The organism is Hydrogenophaga sp. UC242_53 (assembly GCF_042696965.1).
GTDB lineage: Bacteria > Pseudomonadota > Gammaproteobacteria > Burkholderiales > Burkholderiaceae_C > Hydrogenophaga.
In genome coordinates this window covers 2965824-2983797 of the sequence record NZ_CP170552.1, presented here as the reverse complement: position 1 = coordinate 2983797, position 17974 = coordinate 2965824, and the positions used below count along the sequence as shown (strand labels likewise).

15 protein-coding genes and 2 pseudogenes are annotated in these 17974 nt (G+C 66.6%); 15 read left to right on the top strand and 2 right to left on the bottom strand.

All coding sequences use genetic code 11. The features are described from left to right. Positions 1–64: 64 nt before the first annotated feature. The 15 genes and pseudogenes from ACFJI0_RS14955 to ACFJI0_RS14885 all read left to right on the top strand — a co-directional run bounded on the left by ACFJI0_RS14955 (position 65) and on the right by ACFJI0_RS14885 (position 14563). On the top strand, positions 65–1318 hold the full coding sequence (locus ACFJI0_RS14955; protein ID WP_382156518.1) for an NADH-quinone oxidoreductase subunit D: 1254 nt from the start codon (positions 65–67) through the stop codon (positions 1316–1318). Then, complete coding sequence (gene nuoE, locus ACFJI0_RS14950) at positions 1315–1839, top strand: NADH-quinone oxidoreductase subunit NuoE (protein WP_382320776.1); 525 nt, start codon at positions 1315–1317, stop codon at positions 1837–1839. The genes ACFJI0_RS14955 and nuoE overlap by 4 nt, the downstream gene beginning before the upstream one ends. Then, positions 1836–3209 carry an NADH-quinone oxidoreductase subunit NuoF gene (gene nuoF, locus ACFJI0_RS14945; protein ID WP_382320773.1) on the top strand — a complete coding sequence of 458 codons (1374 nt, stop codon included), beginning with the start codon at positions 1836–1838 and terminating at the stop codon, positions 3207–3209. Before nuoE ends, nuoF begins: the two co-directional genes overlap by 4 nt. Positions 3210–3223: 14 nt before the next feature. After that, positions 3224–3957, top strand: a pseudogene (locus tag ACFJI0_RS14940) (2Fe-2S iron-sulfur cluster-binding protein); the annotation flags it as partial. A gap of 112 nt (positions 3958–4069) precedes the next feature. Then, positions 4070–5356, top strand: a complete 1287-nt coding sequence (locus ACFJI0_RS14935) for a molybdopterin-dependent oxidoreductase (protein ID WP_382320771.1) — start codon at positions 4070–4072, stop codon at positions 5354–5356. Further along, positions 5353–6429 carry an NADH-quinone oxidoreductase subunit NuoH gene (gene nuoH / locus ACFJI0_RS14930; protein ID WP_291120484.1) on the top strand — a complete coding sequence of 359 codons (1077 nt, stop codon included), beginning with the start codon at positions 5353–5355 and terminating at the stop codon, positions 6427–6429. The genes ACFJI0_RS14935 and nuoH overlap by 4 nt, the downstream gene beginning before the upstream one ends. Before the next feature lie 15 nt (positions 6430–6444). Further along, positions 6445–6981 (top strand): NADH-quinone oxidoreductase subunit NuoI, encoded by a 537-nt coding sequence (gene nuoI / locus ACFJI0_RS14925; RefSeq protein ID WP_291120482.1) that lies wholly within the window; start codon positions 6445–6447, stop codon positions 6979–6981. Between the two features lie 51 nt (positions 6982–7032). Further along, a complete protein-coding gene (locus ACFJI0_RS14920) occupies positions 7033–7683 on the top strand; it encodes an NADH-quinone oxidoreductase subunit J (RefSeq protein ID WP_382156526.1) in 651 nt (216 codons plus the stop codon). Beyond that, positions 7680–7989 (top strand): annotated as a pseudogene (nuoK, locus tag ACFJI0_RS14915) (NADH-quinone oxidoreductase subunit NuoK). Before ACFJI0_RS14920 ends, nuoK begins: the two are co-directional and overlap by 4 nt. Positions 7990–8029: 40 nt before the next feature. Next, positions 8030–10075: an NADH-quinone oxidoreductase subunit L gene (gene nuoL / locus ACFJI0_RS14910; RefSeq protein WP_382320769.1), complete on the top strand. Its 2046-nt coding sequence runs from the start codon at positions 8030–8032 to the stop codon at positions 10073–10075. A 16-nt stretch (positions 10076–10091) separates the two neighbouring features. After that, entirely contained in the window at positions 10092–11567 is a 1476-nt protein-coding gene (locus ACFJI0_RS14905; protein WP_291120474.1) for an NADH-quinone oxidoreductase subunit M, read from the top strand. A 27-nt stretch (positions 11568–11594) separates the two neighbouring features. Next, a complete protein-coding gene (gene nuoN, locus ACFJI0_RS14900) occupies positions 11595–13103 on the top strand; it encodes an NADH-quinone oxidoreductase subunit NuoN (RefSeq protein WP_382320767.1) in 1509 nt (502 codons plus the stop codon). Positions 13104–13158: 55 nt separating this feature from the next. Continuing rightward, positions 13159–13461: a DUF2818 family protein gene (locus tag ACFJI0_RS14895; protein WP_291120470.1), complete on the top strand. Its 303-nt coding sequence runs from the start codon at positions 13159–13161 to the stop codon at positions 13459–13461. Continuing rightward, entirely contained in the window at positions 13461–14084 is a 624-nt protein-coding gene (locus tag ACFJI0_RS14890; RefSeq protein ID WP_382320765.1) for an NUDIX domain-containing protein, read from the top strand. The genes ACFJI0_RS14895 and ACFJI0_RS14890 overlap by 1 nt, the downstream gene beginning before the upstream one ends. Further along, entirely contained in the window at positions 14081–14563 is a 483-nt protein-coding gene (locus ACFJI0_RS14885) for a DUF1178 family protein (protein WP_382320762.1), read from the top strand. Before ACFJI0_RS14890 ends, ACFJI0_RS14885 begins: the two co-directional genes overlap by 4 nt. Before the next feature lie 131 nt (positions 14564–14694). Here the strand turns inward: ACFJI0_RS14885 and ACFJI0_RS14880 are convergent, their stop codons facing one another. Next, a complete protein-coding gene (locus ACFJI0_RS14880; RefSeq protein ID WP_382320760.1) occupies positions 14695–16026 on the bottom strand; it encodes a Glu/Leu/Phe/Val dehydrogenase in 1332 nt (443 codons plus the stop codon). A 137-nt stretch (positions 16027–16163) separates the two neighbouring features. Then, on the bottom strand, positions 16164–17948 hold the full coding sequence (locus ACFJI0_RS14875; protein WP_382320758.1) for an ABC transporter transmembrane domain-containing protein: 1785 nt from the start codon (positions 17946–17948) through the stop codon (positions 16164–16166). Positions 17949–17974 lie beyond the last annotated feature (26 nt).

Below are 17974 nucleotides of genomic sequence, written 5' to 3'. Positions count from 1 at the left end.
GTGTATTCGCTGCCCCCCGAGGGGGCGCGGGCTTCCCTTGGGACGGCCCGGCGGGAGCCCTGACATGGCAGAGATCAAGAACTACACCCTGAACTTCGGCCCGCAGCACCCGGCCGCGCACGGCGTGCTGCGCCTCGTGCTGGAGCTGGACGGCGAGGTCGTGCAACGCGCCGACCCGCACATCGGCCTGCTGCACCGCGCCACCGAAAAGCTGGCCGAGCACAAGACCTACATCCAGTCGCTGCCCTACATGGACCGGCTGGACTACGTGTCCATGATGTGCAACGAGCACGCCTACTGCCTGGCCATCGAGAAGCTGCTGGGCATCGAGGTGCCGATCCGCGCGCAGTACATCCGCGTGATGTTCAGCGAGATCACGCGCCTGCTCAACCACCTGATGTGGCTGGGTTCGCACGGCAACGATTGCGGCAGCTCGACCATCCTGATCTACGCGTTCCGCGAGCGTGAAGACCTGTTCGACATGTACGAAGCCGTCTCGGGTGCGCGCATGCACGCGGCCTACTTCCGTCCGGGCGGCGTGTACCGCGATCTGCCGGACAGCATGCCGCAGTACAAGCACAGCAAGATCCGCAACGCGCGCGCCATGGAGCAGATGAACACGAACCGCCAGGGTTCGCTGCTGGACTTCATCGACGACTTCACCCGGCGCTTCCCGACCTACCTGGCCGAATACCACACGCTGCTGACCGACAACCGCATCTGGAAGCAGCGCACCGTCGGCATCGGTGTGGTCACGCCCGAGCGCGCGCTCAACCTGGGCATGACCGGCCCCATGTTGCGCGGCTCCGGCATCGCCTGGGACCTGCGCAAGAAGCAGCCCTACGACGTGTACGGCCAGATGGACTTCGACATCCCGGTCGGCAAGACCGGCGACTGCTACGACCGCTACCTCGTCCGCATGGAGGAGATGAAGCAGTCCAACCGCATCATCGAACAATGCTCGAAATGGCTGCGCGCCAATCCCGGCCCGGTGATCACCGACAACCACAAGGTGGCCGCGCCCGCCCGTGAGGCCATGAAGGCCAACATGGAAGAGCTGATCCACCACTTCAAGCTCTTCACCGAAGGTTTCCACGTGCCCGAAGGCGAGGCCTACGCGGCGGTCGAACACCCCAAGGGCGAGTTCGGCATCTACCTCGTGAGCGATGGCGCCAACAAGCCCTACCGCCTGAAGATCCGCGCGCCCGGTTTCGCGCACCTCGCCACCATGGACGAGATGGCGCGCGGCCACATGCTGGCCGACGCGGTGGCGATCATCGGCACCATGGACATCGTTTTCGGAGAGATCGACCGATGAGCACCGTCACGCCCGAGTCCTTCCAGGAGGCCACGATCCGGCGCTTCGACCGCGAGGTCGCGAAGTACCCCGACGAGCAGCGCATTTCCGCGGTGATGGCCTGCCTGTCCATCATCCAGCAGGAAGAGGGCCACGTGAGCCCTGAAGCCGAGGTGGCGCTGGCCGCCTACCTGCGTGTCGAACCGATCGCGGTGCACGAGGTCACGACCTTCTACAACATGTACAACCAGCGGCCGGTGGGCAAGTTCAAGCTCAACGTCTGCACCAACCTGCCGTGCCAGCTGCGCGACGGCAACAAGGCCCTGCACCACCTGGAGCAGAAGCTGGGCATCACCATGGGCGAGACCACGGTCGACGGCCTGTTCACGCTGCAGCAGAGCGAATGCCTGGGTGCCTGCGCCGACTCCCCCGTGATGCTGGTCAACGACCGCCACATGTGCAGCTTCATGAGCAATGAGAAGCTGGACCAGCTGGTCGACGGCCTCAAATCGTCCGTGCAGGCCTCGGAAGGACAAGCATGAACGCCGAGCAGATCCTCTCGCAGTTCCGCGCCACCGGCGTGCAGACCTGCTTCCACGGCCGCCACATCGAACCGCAGATCTACGCCGGCCTCGATGGCAGCAACTGGTCGCTCGAGGACTACGTGGCCCGCGGTGGTTACCAGGCCCTGCGCAAGGTGCTGGGCCAGGACGGCTCACCGCCGGCCGGTGATCCGCCCGTCGTGGGCATGACGCAGGACCAGGTGATCGCCACGCTCAAGGAATCGGCGCTGCGCGGCCGGGGCGGTGCGGGCTTCCCCACCGGCCTGAAGTGGAGCTTCATGCCGCGCCAGTTCCCGGGCCAGAAGTACCTGGTGTGCAACTCGGACGAAGGCGAGCCCGGCACCTGCAAGGACCGCGACATCCTGCTGTACAACCCGCACATCGTCATCGAAGGCATGGCTATCGCGGCGTATGCGATGGGCATCAGCGTGGGCTACAACTACATCCACGGCGAGATCTTCGAAGCCTATGAGCGCTTCGAGGCGGCACTGGAAGAGGCGCGCGCCGCCGGCTTCCTGGGCGACGGCATCATGGGCAGCGGCTTCAACTTCCAGCTGCACGCCGCGCACGGTTTCGGCGCCTACATCTGCGGTGAAGAAACCGCGCTGCTCGAATCGCTCGAAGGCAAGAAGGGCCAGCCTCGCTTCAAGCCGCCGTTCCCGGCCAGCTTCGGCCTGTACGGCAAGCCCACCACCATCAACAACACCGAGACCTTCGCGGCGGTGCCCTGGATCATCCGCAACGGCGGTGCGGCCTACCTGGCCTGCGGCAAGCCGAACAACGGTGGCACCAAGATCTATTCGGTCTCGGGCGACGTGGAGATGCCGGGCAACTACGAAGTGCCATTGGGCACGCCGTTCAGCAAGCTGCTGGAGCTCGCCGGTGGCGTGCGCAAGGGCCGCACGCTCAAGGCCGTGATCCCCGGCGGCTCGTCGGCTCCGGTGCTGCCTGCGCACATCATGATGGAGTGCACGATGGACTACGACTCCATCGCCAAGGCCGGCTCCATGCTGGGCTCGGGTGCCGTCATCGTGATGGACGACTCGCGCTGCATGGTCGAGTCGCTCAAGCGCCTGTCCTACTTCTACATGCACGAATCCTGCGGTCAGTGCACACCCTGCCGCGAAGGCACGGGCTGGCTCTGGCGCATGGTGGACCGCATCGATCGCGGCCTGGGCAAGCCCGCTGACATGGCGCTGCTCGACAACGTGGCCGAGAACATCATGGGCCGCACCATCTGCGCCCTGGGCGATGCGGCGGCCATGCCGGTGCGCGCCATGATCAAACACTTCCGGCATGAGTTCGAGGCCAAGATCACGGCTGCTCAGACGCCCGCCAAGGCCGCTTAAGAGAAGACATTCCCATGGTTGAAATCGAACTCGACGGCAAGAAGGTGGAAGTGCCCCCGGGCAGCATGGTCATGCATGCGGCCGAGAAGGCGGGCACCTACATCCCCACTTCTGCTACCACAAGAAGCTGTCCATCGCGGCCAACTGCCGCATGTGCCTGGTCGACGTGGAGAAGGCGCCCAAGCCCATGCCGGCCTGCGCCACGCCGGTTACGCAGGGCATGATCGTGCGCACCAAGAGCGACAAGGCGATCAAGGCTCAGCAGTCGGTGATGGAGTTCCTGCTCATCAACCACCCGCTGGACTGCCCCATCTGCGACCAGGGTGGCGAATGCCAGCTGCAGGATCTGGCCGTGGGCTATGGCGGCTCCGGTTCGCGCTACGAAGAAGAAAAGCGCGTGGTGTTCCACAAGGACGTGGGCCCGCTGATCTCCATGGAAGAGATGAGCCGCTGCATCCACTGCACCCGCTGCGTGCGCTTCGGCCAGGAAGTGGCCGGCGTGATGGAGCTGGGCATGTCGCACCGCGGCGAACACGCCGAGATCGAGACCTTCCTGGGCGACACGGTGGACTCCGAACTCTCGGGCAACATGATCGACATCTGCCCGGTCGGCGCGCTCACCAGCAAGCCCTTCCGCTACAGCGCCCGCACCTGGGAGCTCTCGCGCCGCAAGAGCGTGAGCCCGCACGACTCCACCGGCGCCAACCTGATCGTCCAGGTGAAGAACCACAAGGTCATGCGCGTGGTGCCGCTGGAAAACGAAGCCGTCAACGAATGCTGGATCGCCGACCGTGACCGCTTCTCGTACGAAGCCGTCAACAGCGAAGAACGCCTGACCTCGCCCATGCTCAAGCAGGGCGGTGAATGGAAGACGGTCGACTGGCAGACCGCGCTCGAGTACGTGCGCCAATGGCCTGAAGCAGGTCAAGGCCGACCACGGCGCCGCCGCCATCGGCCTGCTGGCCAGCCCGCACAGCACGCTCGAAGAGCTGGCCCTGGCCGGTGCCCTGGTGCGGGGGTTGGGCAGCCAGAACATCGACGCGCGCCTGCGCCACGCCGATTTCTCGAACACGGCACCCACCGGTGCTGCCCGCTGGCTGGGTCTGCCGATCGCATCGCTCTCCACGCTGCAGCGCGTGCTCGTGATCGGCTCCAACCTGCGCAAGGACCACCCGCTGTTCGCGCAGCGCATCCGCCAGGCCCAGCGCAAGGGCGCGCAGGTCAACGTGCTCAACGCCGTGGCGCAGGATTGGGCCATGCCGGTGAAGAACACCGTGCTGGCCGACAGCGGCCTGTGGGTGTCGGCGCTGGCCGGCATCGCGGCCGCCATCGGCGCCGAAACGGGTGCCGCGACGCCCGTGAGTGGCGAGGCCACGGACGCGCACCGCGCGGTGGCCAAGTCCCTGCTGGGTGGCGAACAGAAAGCCATTCTGCTGGGCAACGCGGCAGCGCACCATGCCAAGGCGGCCAGCCTGCTCGCGCTCGCGAACTGGATCGCGCAACAGACTGGCGCCACGGTGGGTTACCTCAGCGAAGCGGCCAACACCGTGGGCGCGCAGCTGGTGAACGCGGTGCCGGGGCAGGGCGGTCTGAACGCCGGCCAGATGCTGGTGGGCCAGCTCAAGGCCGCCATCCTGCTCAACACCGAACCCGCCCAGGACACCGCCGTCGGTGCCACGGGTCTGGCGGCGGCCGGCATGGTCGTCACCCTCAGCCCCTTCAAGACCAACCTCGACGTGAGCGACGTGCTGCTGCCCATCGCGCCGTTCACCGAAACCTCGGGTTCCTTCGTGAACGCCGAAGGCCGCCTGCAAGGCTTCCACGCCGTCGTGCGCCCGCTGGGCGACACGCGCCCGGCCTGGAAGGTGCTGCGCGTGCTCGGCAACCTGCTGGACCTGCCGGGCTTCGACGCCGATTCGTCGCAGGCCGTGCTGGCCGCGGCGCTGCCGGGCGTGAGCAACGGCGCCGTGGTTGATGCCGCCCGCCTGTCCAACGCGAGCAGCGCGGCGATCGACACGTCGCCCGCCGAAGTGGCGCCCTGCGTGGCGTCCATCTACCAGCTCGACGGCCTGGTGCGCCGCTCGACCGCCCTGCAACTCACCGCCGATGCGCGGACCGCTCAAGCCCTGGAAGGAGCCGCAGCGTGATCGATGCGATGTACAACGGCGGCCTGGGCCTGATCGCCGCCGACTGGTGGGCCACCGGTGCCTGGCCCGTCATCTGGAACCTGATCAAGATCGTGGTCGTGCTCGCTCCCCTGATGGGCGCGGTGGCCTACCTCACGCTGTGGGAGCGCAAGCTGCTCGGCTGGATCCAGGTGCGCCACGGTCCCAACCGCGTGGGCCCCTTCGGCCTGCTGCAACCGATCGCCGACGCGCTCAAGCTGCTGACCAAGGAACTGATCCGCCCCAGCGCGGCCAGCAACGGCCTGTTCCGCCTCGGCCCCGTCATGGCCATCATGCCGGCGTTGGCCGCGTGGGTCGCGATTCCTTTCGGCCCGGAGGCGATCATCGCCAACGTGAACGCCGGCCTGCTGGTGATCCTGGCCATCACCTCGATCGAGGTCTACGGTGTGATCATCGCCGGCTGGGCGTCCAACTCCAAGTACGCCTTCCTGGGCGCGCTGCGCGCCTCGGCACAGATGGTGAGCTACGAAATCGCCATCGGCTTCTGCTTCCTGGTGGTGGTCATGACCGCCGGCAGCCTGCACCTGGGTGAGATCGTGGCCTCTCAGGCGCGCGGCATGGGCGCCAACATGGGCCTGGGCTTCCTGTCCTGGAACTGGCTGCCCCTGTTGCCGATCTTCTTCGTCTACCTGATCTCCGGCGTGGCCGAAACCAACCGCCACCCCTTCGACGTGGTCGAAGGCGAGGCCGAGATCGTGGCCGGCCACATGGTCGAGTACTCGGGCATGGGCTTCGCCATCTTCTTCCTGGCCGAGTACGCCAGCATGTGGCTGGTGTCCGTGCTGGCCGTGCTGATGTTCCTGGGCGGCTGGCTGTCGCCGATCGCCGCGCTCGACTTCATCCCCGGCTGGATCTGGCTCGGCATCAAGACCTGCGTCGTGGTGTCCATGTTCATCTGGATCCGCGCCACCTTCCCCCGCTTCCGCTACGACCAGATCATGCGTCTGGGCTGGAAGATCTTCATCCCTGTCACGCTGATCTGGCTGCTCCTCGTGGGCGCGCTCATGCAGACCCCGTGGAACCTCTGGAAATAAGCCGGGCGAACGACCATGTCCACCACCACCGCCAATTCCACCGCGCCGTCCGCGCACGCCGCGCCGTTCTCCTTCCGCGATTTCTTCAACAGTTTCCTGCTGGTGGAGCTGTTCAAGGGCATGGCCCTGACGGGCCGCTACGCCTTCAAGCGCAAGGTCACGGTGCAGTTCCCCGAGGAGAAGACGCCGCTGTCGCCGCGCTTCCGTGGCCTGCACGCCCTGCGCCGTTACGAGAACGGTGAAGAGCGCTGCATCGCCTGCAAGCTCTGCGAAGCCGTCTGCCCGGCGATGGCGATCACCATCGAATCCGATGTGCGCGCCGATGGTTCGCGCCGCACCACGCGCTACGACATCGACCTGACCAAGTGCATCTTCTGCGGCTTCTGCGAAGAAAGCTGCCCGGTCGATTCCATCGTCGAGACGCACGTCCTCGAATACCACGGCGAGAAGCGCGGCGACCTGTATTTCACCAAGGAGATGCTGCTGGCCGTGGGCGACCGCTACGAATCCGAGATCGCCGCCGCCCGGGCCTCCGACGCCCCCTACCGCTGACCGGTGCCGAACCGATTCGGCCGGACCAGACGACACAAGAACCACGACGCCATGGATTACCAGACCGGCTTTTTCTACCTGTTCGCCGCGGTGCTGCTGTACGCAGGCTACCGCGTGATCACCGCGCGCAACCCGGTGCATGCCGTGCTGCACCTCATGCTCGCGTTCTCGCAGGCGGCGGCGTTGTGGCTGTTGCTGCGCGCCGAGTTCCTGGGCATCACGCTGGTGCTGGTGTACCTGGGCGCGGTGATGGTGCTGTTCCTCTTCGTCGTGATGATGCTGGACATCAACCTGGACACGGTGCGCCAGGGCTTCTGGAAGCACTTCCCGGTGGCGGCCTTGCTCGGCGCCTTCGTGGCGGCCGAACTCATCGCCGTGCTGTGGGCCGGTTTCCCCACGGTCACGGGCAATCCGGGCGCGGTGGCCGCCGACCCGGGCTACTCCAACACCCGTGAACTGGGCGTGCTGCTGTACACCGAGTACCTGTACCCGATCGAAGTGGCCGCCGTGATCCTGCTGGTGGCGATGATCGCGGCCATCGCGCTGACCCTGCGCCAGCGCAAGGACAGCAAGGCCATCAACCCCAATCTGCAGGTGCACGTGCGCGCCAGCGACCGCCTGGTGGTGCTGCCCATGAACGCCACGCAGAAAGCCGCCCCCGCCGCCGAAGCGGCAGCCGCCCAGGAGGGCCAGAAACCATGACCGTCTCGCTGGGCCATTTCCTCGCCGTCGGCGCGATCCTGTTCGCGATCTCGGTCGTGGGCATCTTCCTGAACCGCAAGAACCTCATCGTTCTGCTCATGGCCATCGAACTGATGCTGCTGGCCGTGAACATGAACTTCGTGGCCTTCTCGCATTTCCTGGGCGACATGCACGGCCAGGTCTTCGTGTTTTTCATCCTGACCGTGGCCGCCGCCGAATCGGCGATCGGTCTGCGCGATTCTGGTGCTGCTGTTCCGCAACAAGTCGTCGATCAGCGTCGAAGAACTCAACACCCTCAAGGGTTGAGGCCAGGGCCACCCCACACGAGAACTCAGGCAAGAACCCCATGAGCACCACCCTCTCTGCAAGCACCTTGCTCGCCGTTCCGCTGGCCCCATTGCTGGGTTCGGCGATCGCCGGCATCCTGGGCACCACCTTCGGCGGCAACGTGATCGGCCGCCGCGCCTCGCACACCTTCACCATCCTGGGCGTGCTGGTGGCCTTCATCCTCTCGGCCATGACGCTCAAGAGCGTGGCCGTGGACGGCGCGCGCTTCAACGAGACCATCTACACCTGGATGGTGGTGGGCGGCCTGAAGATGGAGATCGGCTTCCTGGTCGATGGCCTCACCGCGATGATGATGGTGGTCGTCACCTTCGTCTCGCTCATGGTGCACCTCTACACCATCGGCTACATGGAAGAGGACGACGGCTACAACCGCTTCTTCGCCTACATCTCGCTGTTCACCTTCTCCATGCTCATGCTGGTCATGAGCAACAACCTGCTGCAGCTGTTCTTCGGCTGGGAAGCGGTGGGCCTGGTGTCCTACCTGCTGATCGGGTTCTGGTTCAACAAGCCCACGGCCATCTTCGCCAACATGAAGGCCTTCCTGGTCAACCGCGTGGGTGACTTCGGCTTCATCCTCGGCATCGGCCTGATCGTGGCCTACGCCGGCACCATGAACTACACCGAGGTGTTCGCCAAGGCGCCCGAACTCGGCACGCTGGGCTTCCCCGGCACCGACTGGATGCTGATCACCGTGATCTGCATCTGCCTGTTCATCGGCGCCATGGGCAAGAGCGCGCAGTTCCCGCTGCACGTCTGGCTGCCCGACTCCATGGAGGGCCCCACGCCCATCTCGGCGCTGATCCACGCCGCCACCATGGTGACCGCCGGCATCTTCATGGTCGCGCGCATGTCGCCGCTGTTCGAACTGTCGGACACCGCGCTCAACTTCATCCTGGTCATCGGCGCGATCACCGCGCTGTTCATGGGTTTCCTGGGCATCATCCAGAACGACATCAAGCGCGTGGTGGCGTACTCCACGCTCTCGCAGCTGGGCTACATGACGGTGGCGCTGGGCGCCTCTGCCTACTCGGTGGCCGTGTTCCACCTGATGACCCACGCCTTCTTCAAGGCGCTGCTGTTCCTGGCCGCCGGCTCGGTCATCATGGGTCTGCACCACAACCAGGACATCCGCTGGATGGGTGGCGTGCGCAAGTACATGCCCATCACCTGGATCACCTCGCTGCTGGGCACGCTGGCCCTGATCGGCACGCCGCTGTTCTCCGGTTTCTATTCCAAGGACAGCATCATCGAGGCGGTGCACTTCAGCAACCTGCCCGCCGCCGGCTTCGCGCACTTCGCGGTGCTCGCGGGCGTGTTCGTCACCTCGTTCTACTCGTTCCGCCTCTACTTCCTGGTGTTCCACGGCAAGGAGCGCTACGACCAGAACCCGGACGCCCACCACGGTCACCACGATGACCATGGCGACCACCACGACGACCATGGGCACGGCCACGGCGATGGCAAGCCGCACGAGTCGCCCTGGGTGGTGACGGTGCCGCTGCTGCTGCTGGCCATTCCTTCGGTGGTGATCGGTTTCATCACCATCCAGCCCATGCTGTTCGGTGACTTCTTCAAGGACGCCATCACCATCAACACCGCGGCCCACCCGGCCATGGTGAAGTTCGGCGAGATGTTCCACGGCCCCCTGGCCATGGCGACCCACGCGCTGTCGACCGCGCCGCTGTACCTGGCGCTGGCCGGCGCGGTGTGCGCCTGGTACATGTACCTGATCAACCCGGCCGTGCCGGCCGCCATCGCGCGCGCGCTGCGCCCGCTGATCGTGGTGCTGGAGAACAAGTACTACCTGGACTGGTTCAACGAGAACGTGCTGGCCCGTGGCGCGCGCGCGCTGGGTGTCGGCCTCTGGAAGGGCGGCGACCGGGGCGTGATCGAAGGCGGCGTGGTCAACGCCAGCTGGAAGCTGGTGGGTGTGGTGTCCTCGGTCGTGCGCCGCGCGCAGACCGGTTACCTCTACCACTACGCGCTCATGATGATCGTGGGCGTGCTGCTGTTCATGACGTATTTCGTCTGGCTCGCCAAATAAGAAGAGGGATAACAAGATGGGTTTGCTGAGCCTTGCAATCTGGACGCCGATCTTCTTCGGCGTCGTGCTGCTGGCCCTGGGCCGCGACGATCAGGCGCACGTGGTGCGCTGGGTCGCGCTGGTGGGCGCCATTGCCGGCCTGGCCGTCACCGTGCCGCTGTACACCGGCTTCGAGCTGGGCACCGCCGCCATGCAGTTCGTCGAGAAGCGCGCCTGGATCGAGAACTTCAACGTCAACTACCACCTGGGCGTGGACGGCATCTCGCTCTGGCTGATCTTGCTGACCGCCTTCATCAACGTGGTGGTGGTGGTGGCGAGCTGGGAGTCGATCACCTCGCGCGTCAACCAGTACATGGGCGCCTTCCTGATCCTCTCGGGCCTGATGATCGGTGTCTTCAGCGCGCAGGACGCGATGCTGTTCTACGTGTTCTTCGAAGCCACGCTGATCCCGATGTACCTGATCATCGGCATCTGGGGTGGCCCGAACAAGATCTACGCGGCCTTCAAGTTCTTCCTGTACACCTTGCTGGGCTCGCTGCTCATGCTGGTGGCCCTGATCTACCTGTATACGCAGTCCGGCGGCAGCTTCGCGCTGGCCGACTGGTACAAGCTGCCCCTGGGCGGCACCGCGCAGACCCTGCTGTTCTTCGCCTTCTTCGCCGCCTTCGCGGTGAAGGTGCCGATGTGGCCGGTGCACACCTGGCTGCCCGACGTGCACGTGGAAGCCCCCACCGGCGGTTCGGCCGTGCTGGCGGCCATCATGCTCAAGCTGGGTGCCTACGGTTTCCTGCGCTTCTCGCTGCCCATCCTGCCCGATGCCGCGCACGAATGGGCCTGGCTGATGATCGCGCTCTCGCTCATCGCCGTGATCTACGTGGGCCTGGTCGCCATGGTGCAGCAGGACATGAAGAAACTCGTGGCCTATTCGTCGGTCGCCCACATGGGCTTCGTCACCCTGGGCTTCTTCGTCTTCAGCGACCTCGGCGTCTCCGGCGCGATCGTGCAGATGATCGCTCACGGCTTCGTCTCGGCCGCGATGTTCCTGGGCATCGGCGTGCTGTACGACCGCGTGCACTCGCGCGAGATCGCCGACTACGGCGGCGTGGTCAACACCATGCCCAAGTTCGCCGCTTTCGCGCTGCTTTTCACCATGGCCAACTGCGGCCTGCCGGGCACCGCCGGTTTCGTGGGCGAGTGGATGGTCATCATCGCCGCCGTCAAGGCCAACTTCTGGATCGGCCTGCTGGCCGCCTCGGCCCTGATTTTCGGCGCCGCGTACTCGCTGTGGATGTACAAGCGGGTCTACCTCGGCAGCGTGGGCAACGACAACGTCAAGGCCCTGGTCGACATCAACGCGCGCGAATTCCTGGTACTGGGCGTGCTGGCGCTGGCCGTGCTCTACATGGGTGTCTATCCCAAGCCCTTCACCGACGTGATGGATGCGTCCGTGGCCGAACTGCTGCGCCACGTCGCCATCTCCAAACTGAACTGAGCTCACGCTACACGAGAGAACGCTCACATGATTGACAAGCTCAGCTGGGTCGCGGCCTACCCAGAAATCCTCCTGATGACGATGGCCTGCGTGATCGCGCTGGTTGATCTGGCGGTGAAGACGCCGCTGCGCGGCGTCACCTACGGCCTGACGCTGCTGACGCTGGGCGTCATCGCGGTGCTGCAGGGCCTGGCCGCGAGCTCGGGCAACACCGTCTACGGCTTCGGCGGCATGATCGTCAGCGACCCGATGGGCAACTGGCTCAAGTGCTTCGCCTCCATCGCCATGATGGTCACCTTCGTGTACGGCCGCGCCTACTCGGGCCAGCGCGACATGCTGCGCGGCGGCGAGCTGTTCAGCCTGGGCATGTTCGCGCTGCTGGGCATGTTCGTCATGATCTCCAGCCACCACTTCCTGGTGATCTACCTCGGTCTGGAGCTGCTCACGCTCTCCAGCTACGCCCTGGTGGCGCTGCGCCGCGACGACGTGAAGGCCACGGAAGCGGCCATGAAGTACTTCGTGCTGGGCGCGCTGGCCAGCGGTTTCCTGCTCTACGGCCTGTCCATGGTCTATGGCGCCACCGGTTCGCTGAACCTCACCGAGGTGATGCTGACCATCGCGGGCGGCGACGACACGCTCGTGGGCTCGCCGCAGGTGCTCACCCTGGGCCTGGTGTTCGTGGTGGCCGGCCTGGCCTTCAAGCTCGGCGTGGTGCCCTTCCACATGTGGGTGCCCGACGTGTACCACGGTGCCCCGACCGCCATCACCCTGATGATCGGTGGCGCACCCAAGCTGGCCGCCTTCGCCATCGTGATCCGCCTGCTGGTCGAAGGCCTGCAGCCGCTGGCCGTGGACTGGCAGCAGATGCTCGCGGTGCTCGCCGTCATGTCGCTGCTGGTGGGCAACCTCGCCGCCATCGCGCAGAACAACCTCAAGCGCATGCTGGCCTTCTCGACCATCGCGCAGATGGGCTTCCTGATGCTGGGCCTGCTCGCGGGCGTGGTGCAGGGCGCCGACGGCCTGGACAGCAGCAACATGGCCAACGCCTACGGCTCGTCCATGTTCTATGTCGTCACCTACGTGCTGACCACGCTGGGCACCTTCGGTGTGATCCTGCTGCTCTCGCGCAGCGGCTTCGAGTCGGAGAACATCAGCGACCTGGCCGGCCTGAACCAGCGCAGCCCGCTGTACGCCGGCGTCATGGCGGTCTGCATGTTCTCGCTGGCCGGTGTGCCGCCGCTGGTGGGTTTCTACGCCAAGCTCGCCGTGCTGCAGGCGCTGCTGGCTTCGAGCGCCGCGTTCTATGTGGGCCTGGCCGTGTTCGCGGTGATCATGTCGCTGATCGGCGCGTTCTACTACCTGCGCGTGGTCAAGATCATGTACTTCGATGCGCCCACGCAGACCGCCGAGATCGAGGCCGGGCTGGACGCGCGCGCGGTGCTCTCGGTCAACGGCCTGCTGGTGCTGGTGCTCGGCATCGTGCCTGGCGGCCTCATGACCCTGTGCGCCCAGGCCGTGGCGCAACTGCTGGCCTGATCGCGTTGGCGGCGCACCGGTGAACTTGCCGGTGGCCGCCGGCTCACACCGTTCCATGACCCACACACTCTCTGTCTGGCTGGTGCTGATCACCGCCTTCGTCGCGGCCAACCTGCCCTTCCTCAACAACCGTTGGCTGGCCGTGCTGCCGCGCCGCGCGCCCAAGACGCTGTGGATGCGCGTGGGTGAACTGGTGCTGCTGTACTTCTTGGTCGGTGCGTTGGGCCTGGCGCTCGAACGCGACGCCGGCCAGATCGCCCCCCAGGGCTGGGAGTTCTACGCCACCACGGGTTCGCTGTTCCTGACCTTGGCCTTCCCCGGCTTCGTCTACCGCTACCTGTTTCGCCGCCGCGGCTGATGGCCGAGCTGCCCATGGCCGACGACAGCCACCTCCGAGAAACCCCGCTGTCGCGCACCGAGTTGCTGCGCGGGCATTTCCTGCACGTGGTGCGCGACACCGTGCGCATGCCCGATGGCGCCCACGCCACGCGCGAGTTCGTGCTGCACCCGGGCGCCGTGATGGTGATCGGCCTGCTGGACGACGGCCGTGTGGTGATGGAGCGGCAGTTCCGCCACCCCATGCAGGCGGTGATGATCGAATTCCCCGCCGGCAAGCTCGACGCGGGCGAGGGCAGCCTGGCCTGCGCGCAGCGCGAGCTGCTCGAGGAAACGGGCTACAGCGCCCGCGAATGGGCCTTCGCCGGCCGGCTCGCGCCCACCATCGCCTATTCCGACGAAGTCATCGACATCTGGTTCGCGCGCGGCCTCACGCTCGGTGAGCGCCAGCTCGACGAAGGCGAATTCCTGGACGTGTTCGCCGCCACCCCCGCCGAGCTGCAGGCCTGGTGTTTCAGCGGCGAGGTGATCGACTGCAAGACCCTGATCGGCTCCATGTGGCTGCAGAACGTGCAGCGCGGCGAATGGGTTCTGGAGTGGGCCACCCACCCGAACGGGGCGGATGCGGGACAATCCGGGGCATGAAGGTCCTCAACCTGCAGTGCGCGCACCAGCACGAGTTCGAAGGCTGGTTCGGCTCCGAAGACGACTACACGAGCCAGCTCGAGCGCGGCCTGGTGTCGTGCCCGATGTGTGGCGATGTGCACATTCAGAAGAAGCTCTCGGCACCGAGGCTGAATCTGCGCGCCGGTCGCCAGGAGGCGCAGGCGCCGGCCGAACCGGCCGCCGGCACCGCGGTGGCGATCGAGCAACCACGGTGGCGCAGCCCGACCTGGTCGGCGATGCAGGCGCGCATCATGCAGGCGCTGCGCGAGGTGATGGCGAACACCGAAGACGTGGGTGAACGTTTCGCCGACGAAGCCCGGGCCATGCACCATGGCGAGGTCGAGCATCGGCAGATCCGGGGCCAGGCCAGCCCGCAGGAAGCCCTCGAACTGATGGAGGAGGGCATCGAGGTGATCGCCTTGCCCTCCGTGCCCGGCATCAAAGAAACGCTGCAGTAGCCTCTCCGAGGCGCGTGCCTCACCCCAGAGATGCCGTGGAACCGGCTTCGCCGGGCCACAGGCATCGTCCCCCCTCCAAGCGCCGAAGGCGCGCCAGAGAGGGGGGAAGCCGCGCAGCGGCGCAGGGGGAGTTACGGATACAGGCCTCGCAGGTCGCGCGCGTGCAGGATGCGCTTGCAGGCCACGATGAAGGTCGCCGTGCGCAGGCTCACCTTGTTCTCGTCGGCCACCTGCCACACGGCGGCGAAGGCGTCCTTCATGATCTTGACCAGGCGGGCGTTGATCTCGTCCTCGCTCCAGAAGAAGCTGGAGAAGTCCTGCACCCACTCGAAGTAGCTCACCGTCACGCCGCCGGCGTTGGCGATCACGTCGGGCAGCACCAGCACGTTGCGCTCGTGCAGGATGTCGTCGGCCTGCGGCGTGGTCGGGCCGTTGGCGCCCTCGATCACCATGCGCGCCTGGATGCGGCCGGCGTTGGCCTCGGTGATCTGCGATTCGAGCGCGGCGGGGATGAGGATGTCGCAGGGCACGTCCCAGAAGGCGTCGTTGGCCATCACTTCGGCACCGGCAAAACCCGCCACCGTGCCGGCGCGCTTCACATGGTCCAGCAGCGCGGGCACGTCGAGGCCGGCCTCGCGGTAGATGGTGCCGCCGTGGTCCTGCACCGCGACCACCTTGGCGCCGGCCTCGGCGAACAGCTTGCCGGCCACGCCGCCCACGTTGCCGAAGCCCTGCACGGCCACGCGCGCGGTGGACACGTCCAGGCCGATGCGGCGCGCCGCTTCCACGCCCACGGTGAACACGCCGCGGCCCGTGGCCTCGCGCCGGCCCAGCGAGCCGCCCAGGTCCACCGGCTTGCCGGTGACCACGCCGGTGGCGGTGGCACCCTCGTTCATCGAGTAGGTGTCCATCATCCAGGCCATGATCTGCTCGTTCGTGTTCACGTCCGGCGCCGGGATGTCCTTGGTCGGACCGATGATGATGCCGATCTCGCTCGTGTAGCGGCGCGTCACGCGCTCGAGCTCACCGATCGTGAGCTGGCGCGGGTCCACGCGGATGCCGCCCTTGGCACCGCCGTAGGGCACGTTCACCGCCGCGTTCTTGATCGACATCCAGGCCGACAGGGCCATCACCTCGGACAGCGTCACGTCCTGGTGGAAACGAACACCACCCTTGCCCGGGCCGCGCGAGGTGTTGTGCTGCACGCGGTAACCCTCGAAGTGGGCCACGGTGCCGTTGTCCAGGTGGATCGGCACGTCCACGATCAGCGTGCGCTTGGGCCGCTTGAGGGTGTCGACCCAGCGCGCCAGCGGGCCCAGGTAGGGCGCGACACGGTCCACCTGTTGCAGGTAGACGCCCCAGGGGCCGAGGTGCTTGGGGTCGAGGTAGGAGGGGAGGGCTTGCGTGAAAACGGCCGGGGCGCTGGTGGCGCTGCCGGCCGGAAGGGGCGGTGTTTGTGACATGGAAGATTCCTTGTGGTGTGTGGCCCTGTGCTGAGCCAACAAGCGGAAGCTTACGGAGATGCCTTCTTCATGTCCAAGGCCATGATGCCATCGTGTTATGCATCGATTGCATAGTTGAACTTTTTTCTACAGATGGGCTACACGTTGAACTGCAGCGCCGCCAGCCCCGCGTACACGCCGCCCTGCGCCACCAGCTCGGCGTGCGTGCCCTGTTCCACCAGCCGGCCGTGGTCGAGCACCACGATGCGGTCGGCCTGCTGCACCGTGGCCAAGCGGTGGGCGATCACGAGCGTGGTGCGGTCCTTCATGGCCGATTCCAGCGCGGCCTGCACCATGCGCTCGCTCTGCGCGTCCAGCGCGCTGGTGGCCTCGTCGAGCAGCAGCAGGGGCGGGTTCTTGAGCATGGCGCGCGCGATCGCGATGCGCTGGCGCTGCCCGCCCGAGAGCCGCACGCCGCGCTCGCCCAGGAAGGTGTCGTAACCCTCTGGCAGTTTCTCGATGAACTCGTCGGCGAAGGCGGCCGCCGCCGCCGCGCGCACCTCGGCGTCGCTCGCGCCGGGCTTGCCGTAGCGGATGTTCTCCATCGCGCTGCTGGAGAAGATCACCGGGTCCTGCGGCACGATGCCGATGCGCTGGCGCAGCGCGTGCAGGTCCAGCTGGTCGATCGGCACACCGTCGAGCCGGATGCTGCCCAGCGCCGGGTCGTAGTAGCGCAGCAGCAGGCCGAACACGGTCGTCTTGCCCGCGCCGCTGGGCCCGACCAGCGCCACCGTCTGCCCCGGCTGCACGGCCAGCGTGAAACCGCTGAGCGCCGCCTGCGCCGGGCGCGAGGGGTAGTGGAAGGTGACGTCGTCGAAGGCCAGCGCGCTGCCGCCTTGCGGTGCCGGCGCCTGCAAGGGCCGCGCGGGTGACTGCACCGGCGATTCACTGGCCAGCAGCTCCATCAGCCGTTCGCTCGCGCCCGCGGCGCGCAGCAGGTCGCCATACACCTCGCCCAGCACCCCCACCGCGCCGGCCAGGATGATGATGTAGACCACGGTCTGGCCCAGGTGCCCGGGCGTGATGGTGCCGGCCAGCACCGCCTGCGTGCCCTGGTACAGGCCCCAGAGCAGCAGCGCGGCCGTGCTGATGATGATGAAGGCCACCATGCCGGCGCGGGCCTTGGTGCGGCGGATGGCGGTGACGAAGGCGCTCTCCGTCGAGTCCTTGAAGCGCCCCGCCTCGCGGTCTTCGGCGGTGTAGCTCTGCACGATGGGGATGGCGTTGAGCACCTCGGCCGCGATCGCGCTGGAGTCGGCCACGCGGTCCTGGCTGGCGCGCGAGAGCTTGCGCACGCGCCGGCCGAACCACATGCTGGGCAGCACCACCAGCAGGATGATCAGCAGCACCTGCAGCATCACATACGGGTTGGTCCACACCAGCATGATCAGCGCGCCGATGCCCATCACGCCATTGCGCAGGCCCATGGAGAGCGAGGAGCCCACCACGGTCTGCACCAGCGTGGTGTCGGTGGTCAGGCGCGAGAGCACCTCGCCGGTCTGCGTGGTCTCGAAGAACTGCGGGCTCTGCCGCAGCACGTGGCTGTAGACCGCGTGGCGCAGGTCGGCCGTGATGCGTTCGCCCAGCCAGCTCACCAAGTAGAAGCGCGCGGCGGAGAACAGGCCCAGGGCCACCGCCACGGCGAAGAGTTCGAGGAAGTGGCCGCGCAGCCCCATGGCCTGCGCGCTGCGGTCGCCCGCCACCAGGCCGCCGTCGATCAGGCCGCGCAGGGCCACCGGAAACAGCAGCGTGGCAACGGCCGCCAGCACCAGGAACAGCATCGCCAGCACGATCTGGGTGCGGTAGGGCCGCATGAAGGGCAGCAGGCCGCCGAGCGAGGTGGGCGATTCGGCTTTGGGGCGGTCGGAGGAGGGTGTGGGCATGGTGCAGAGTGTGCCGGTTTTGGGGG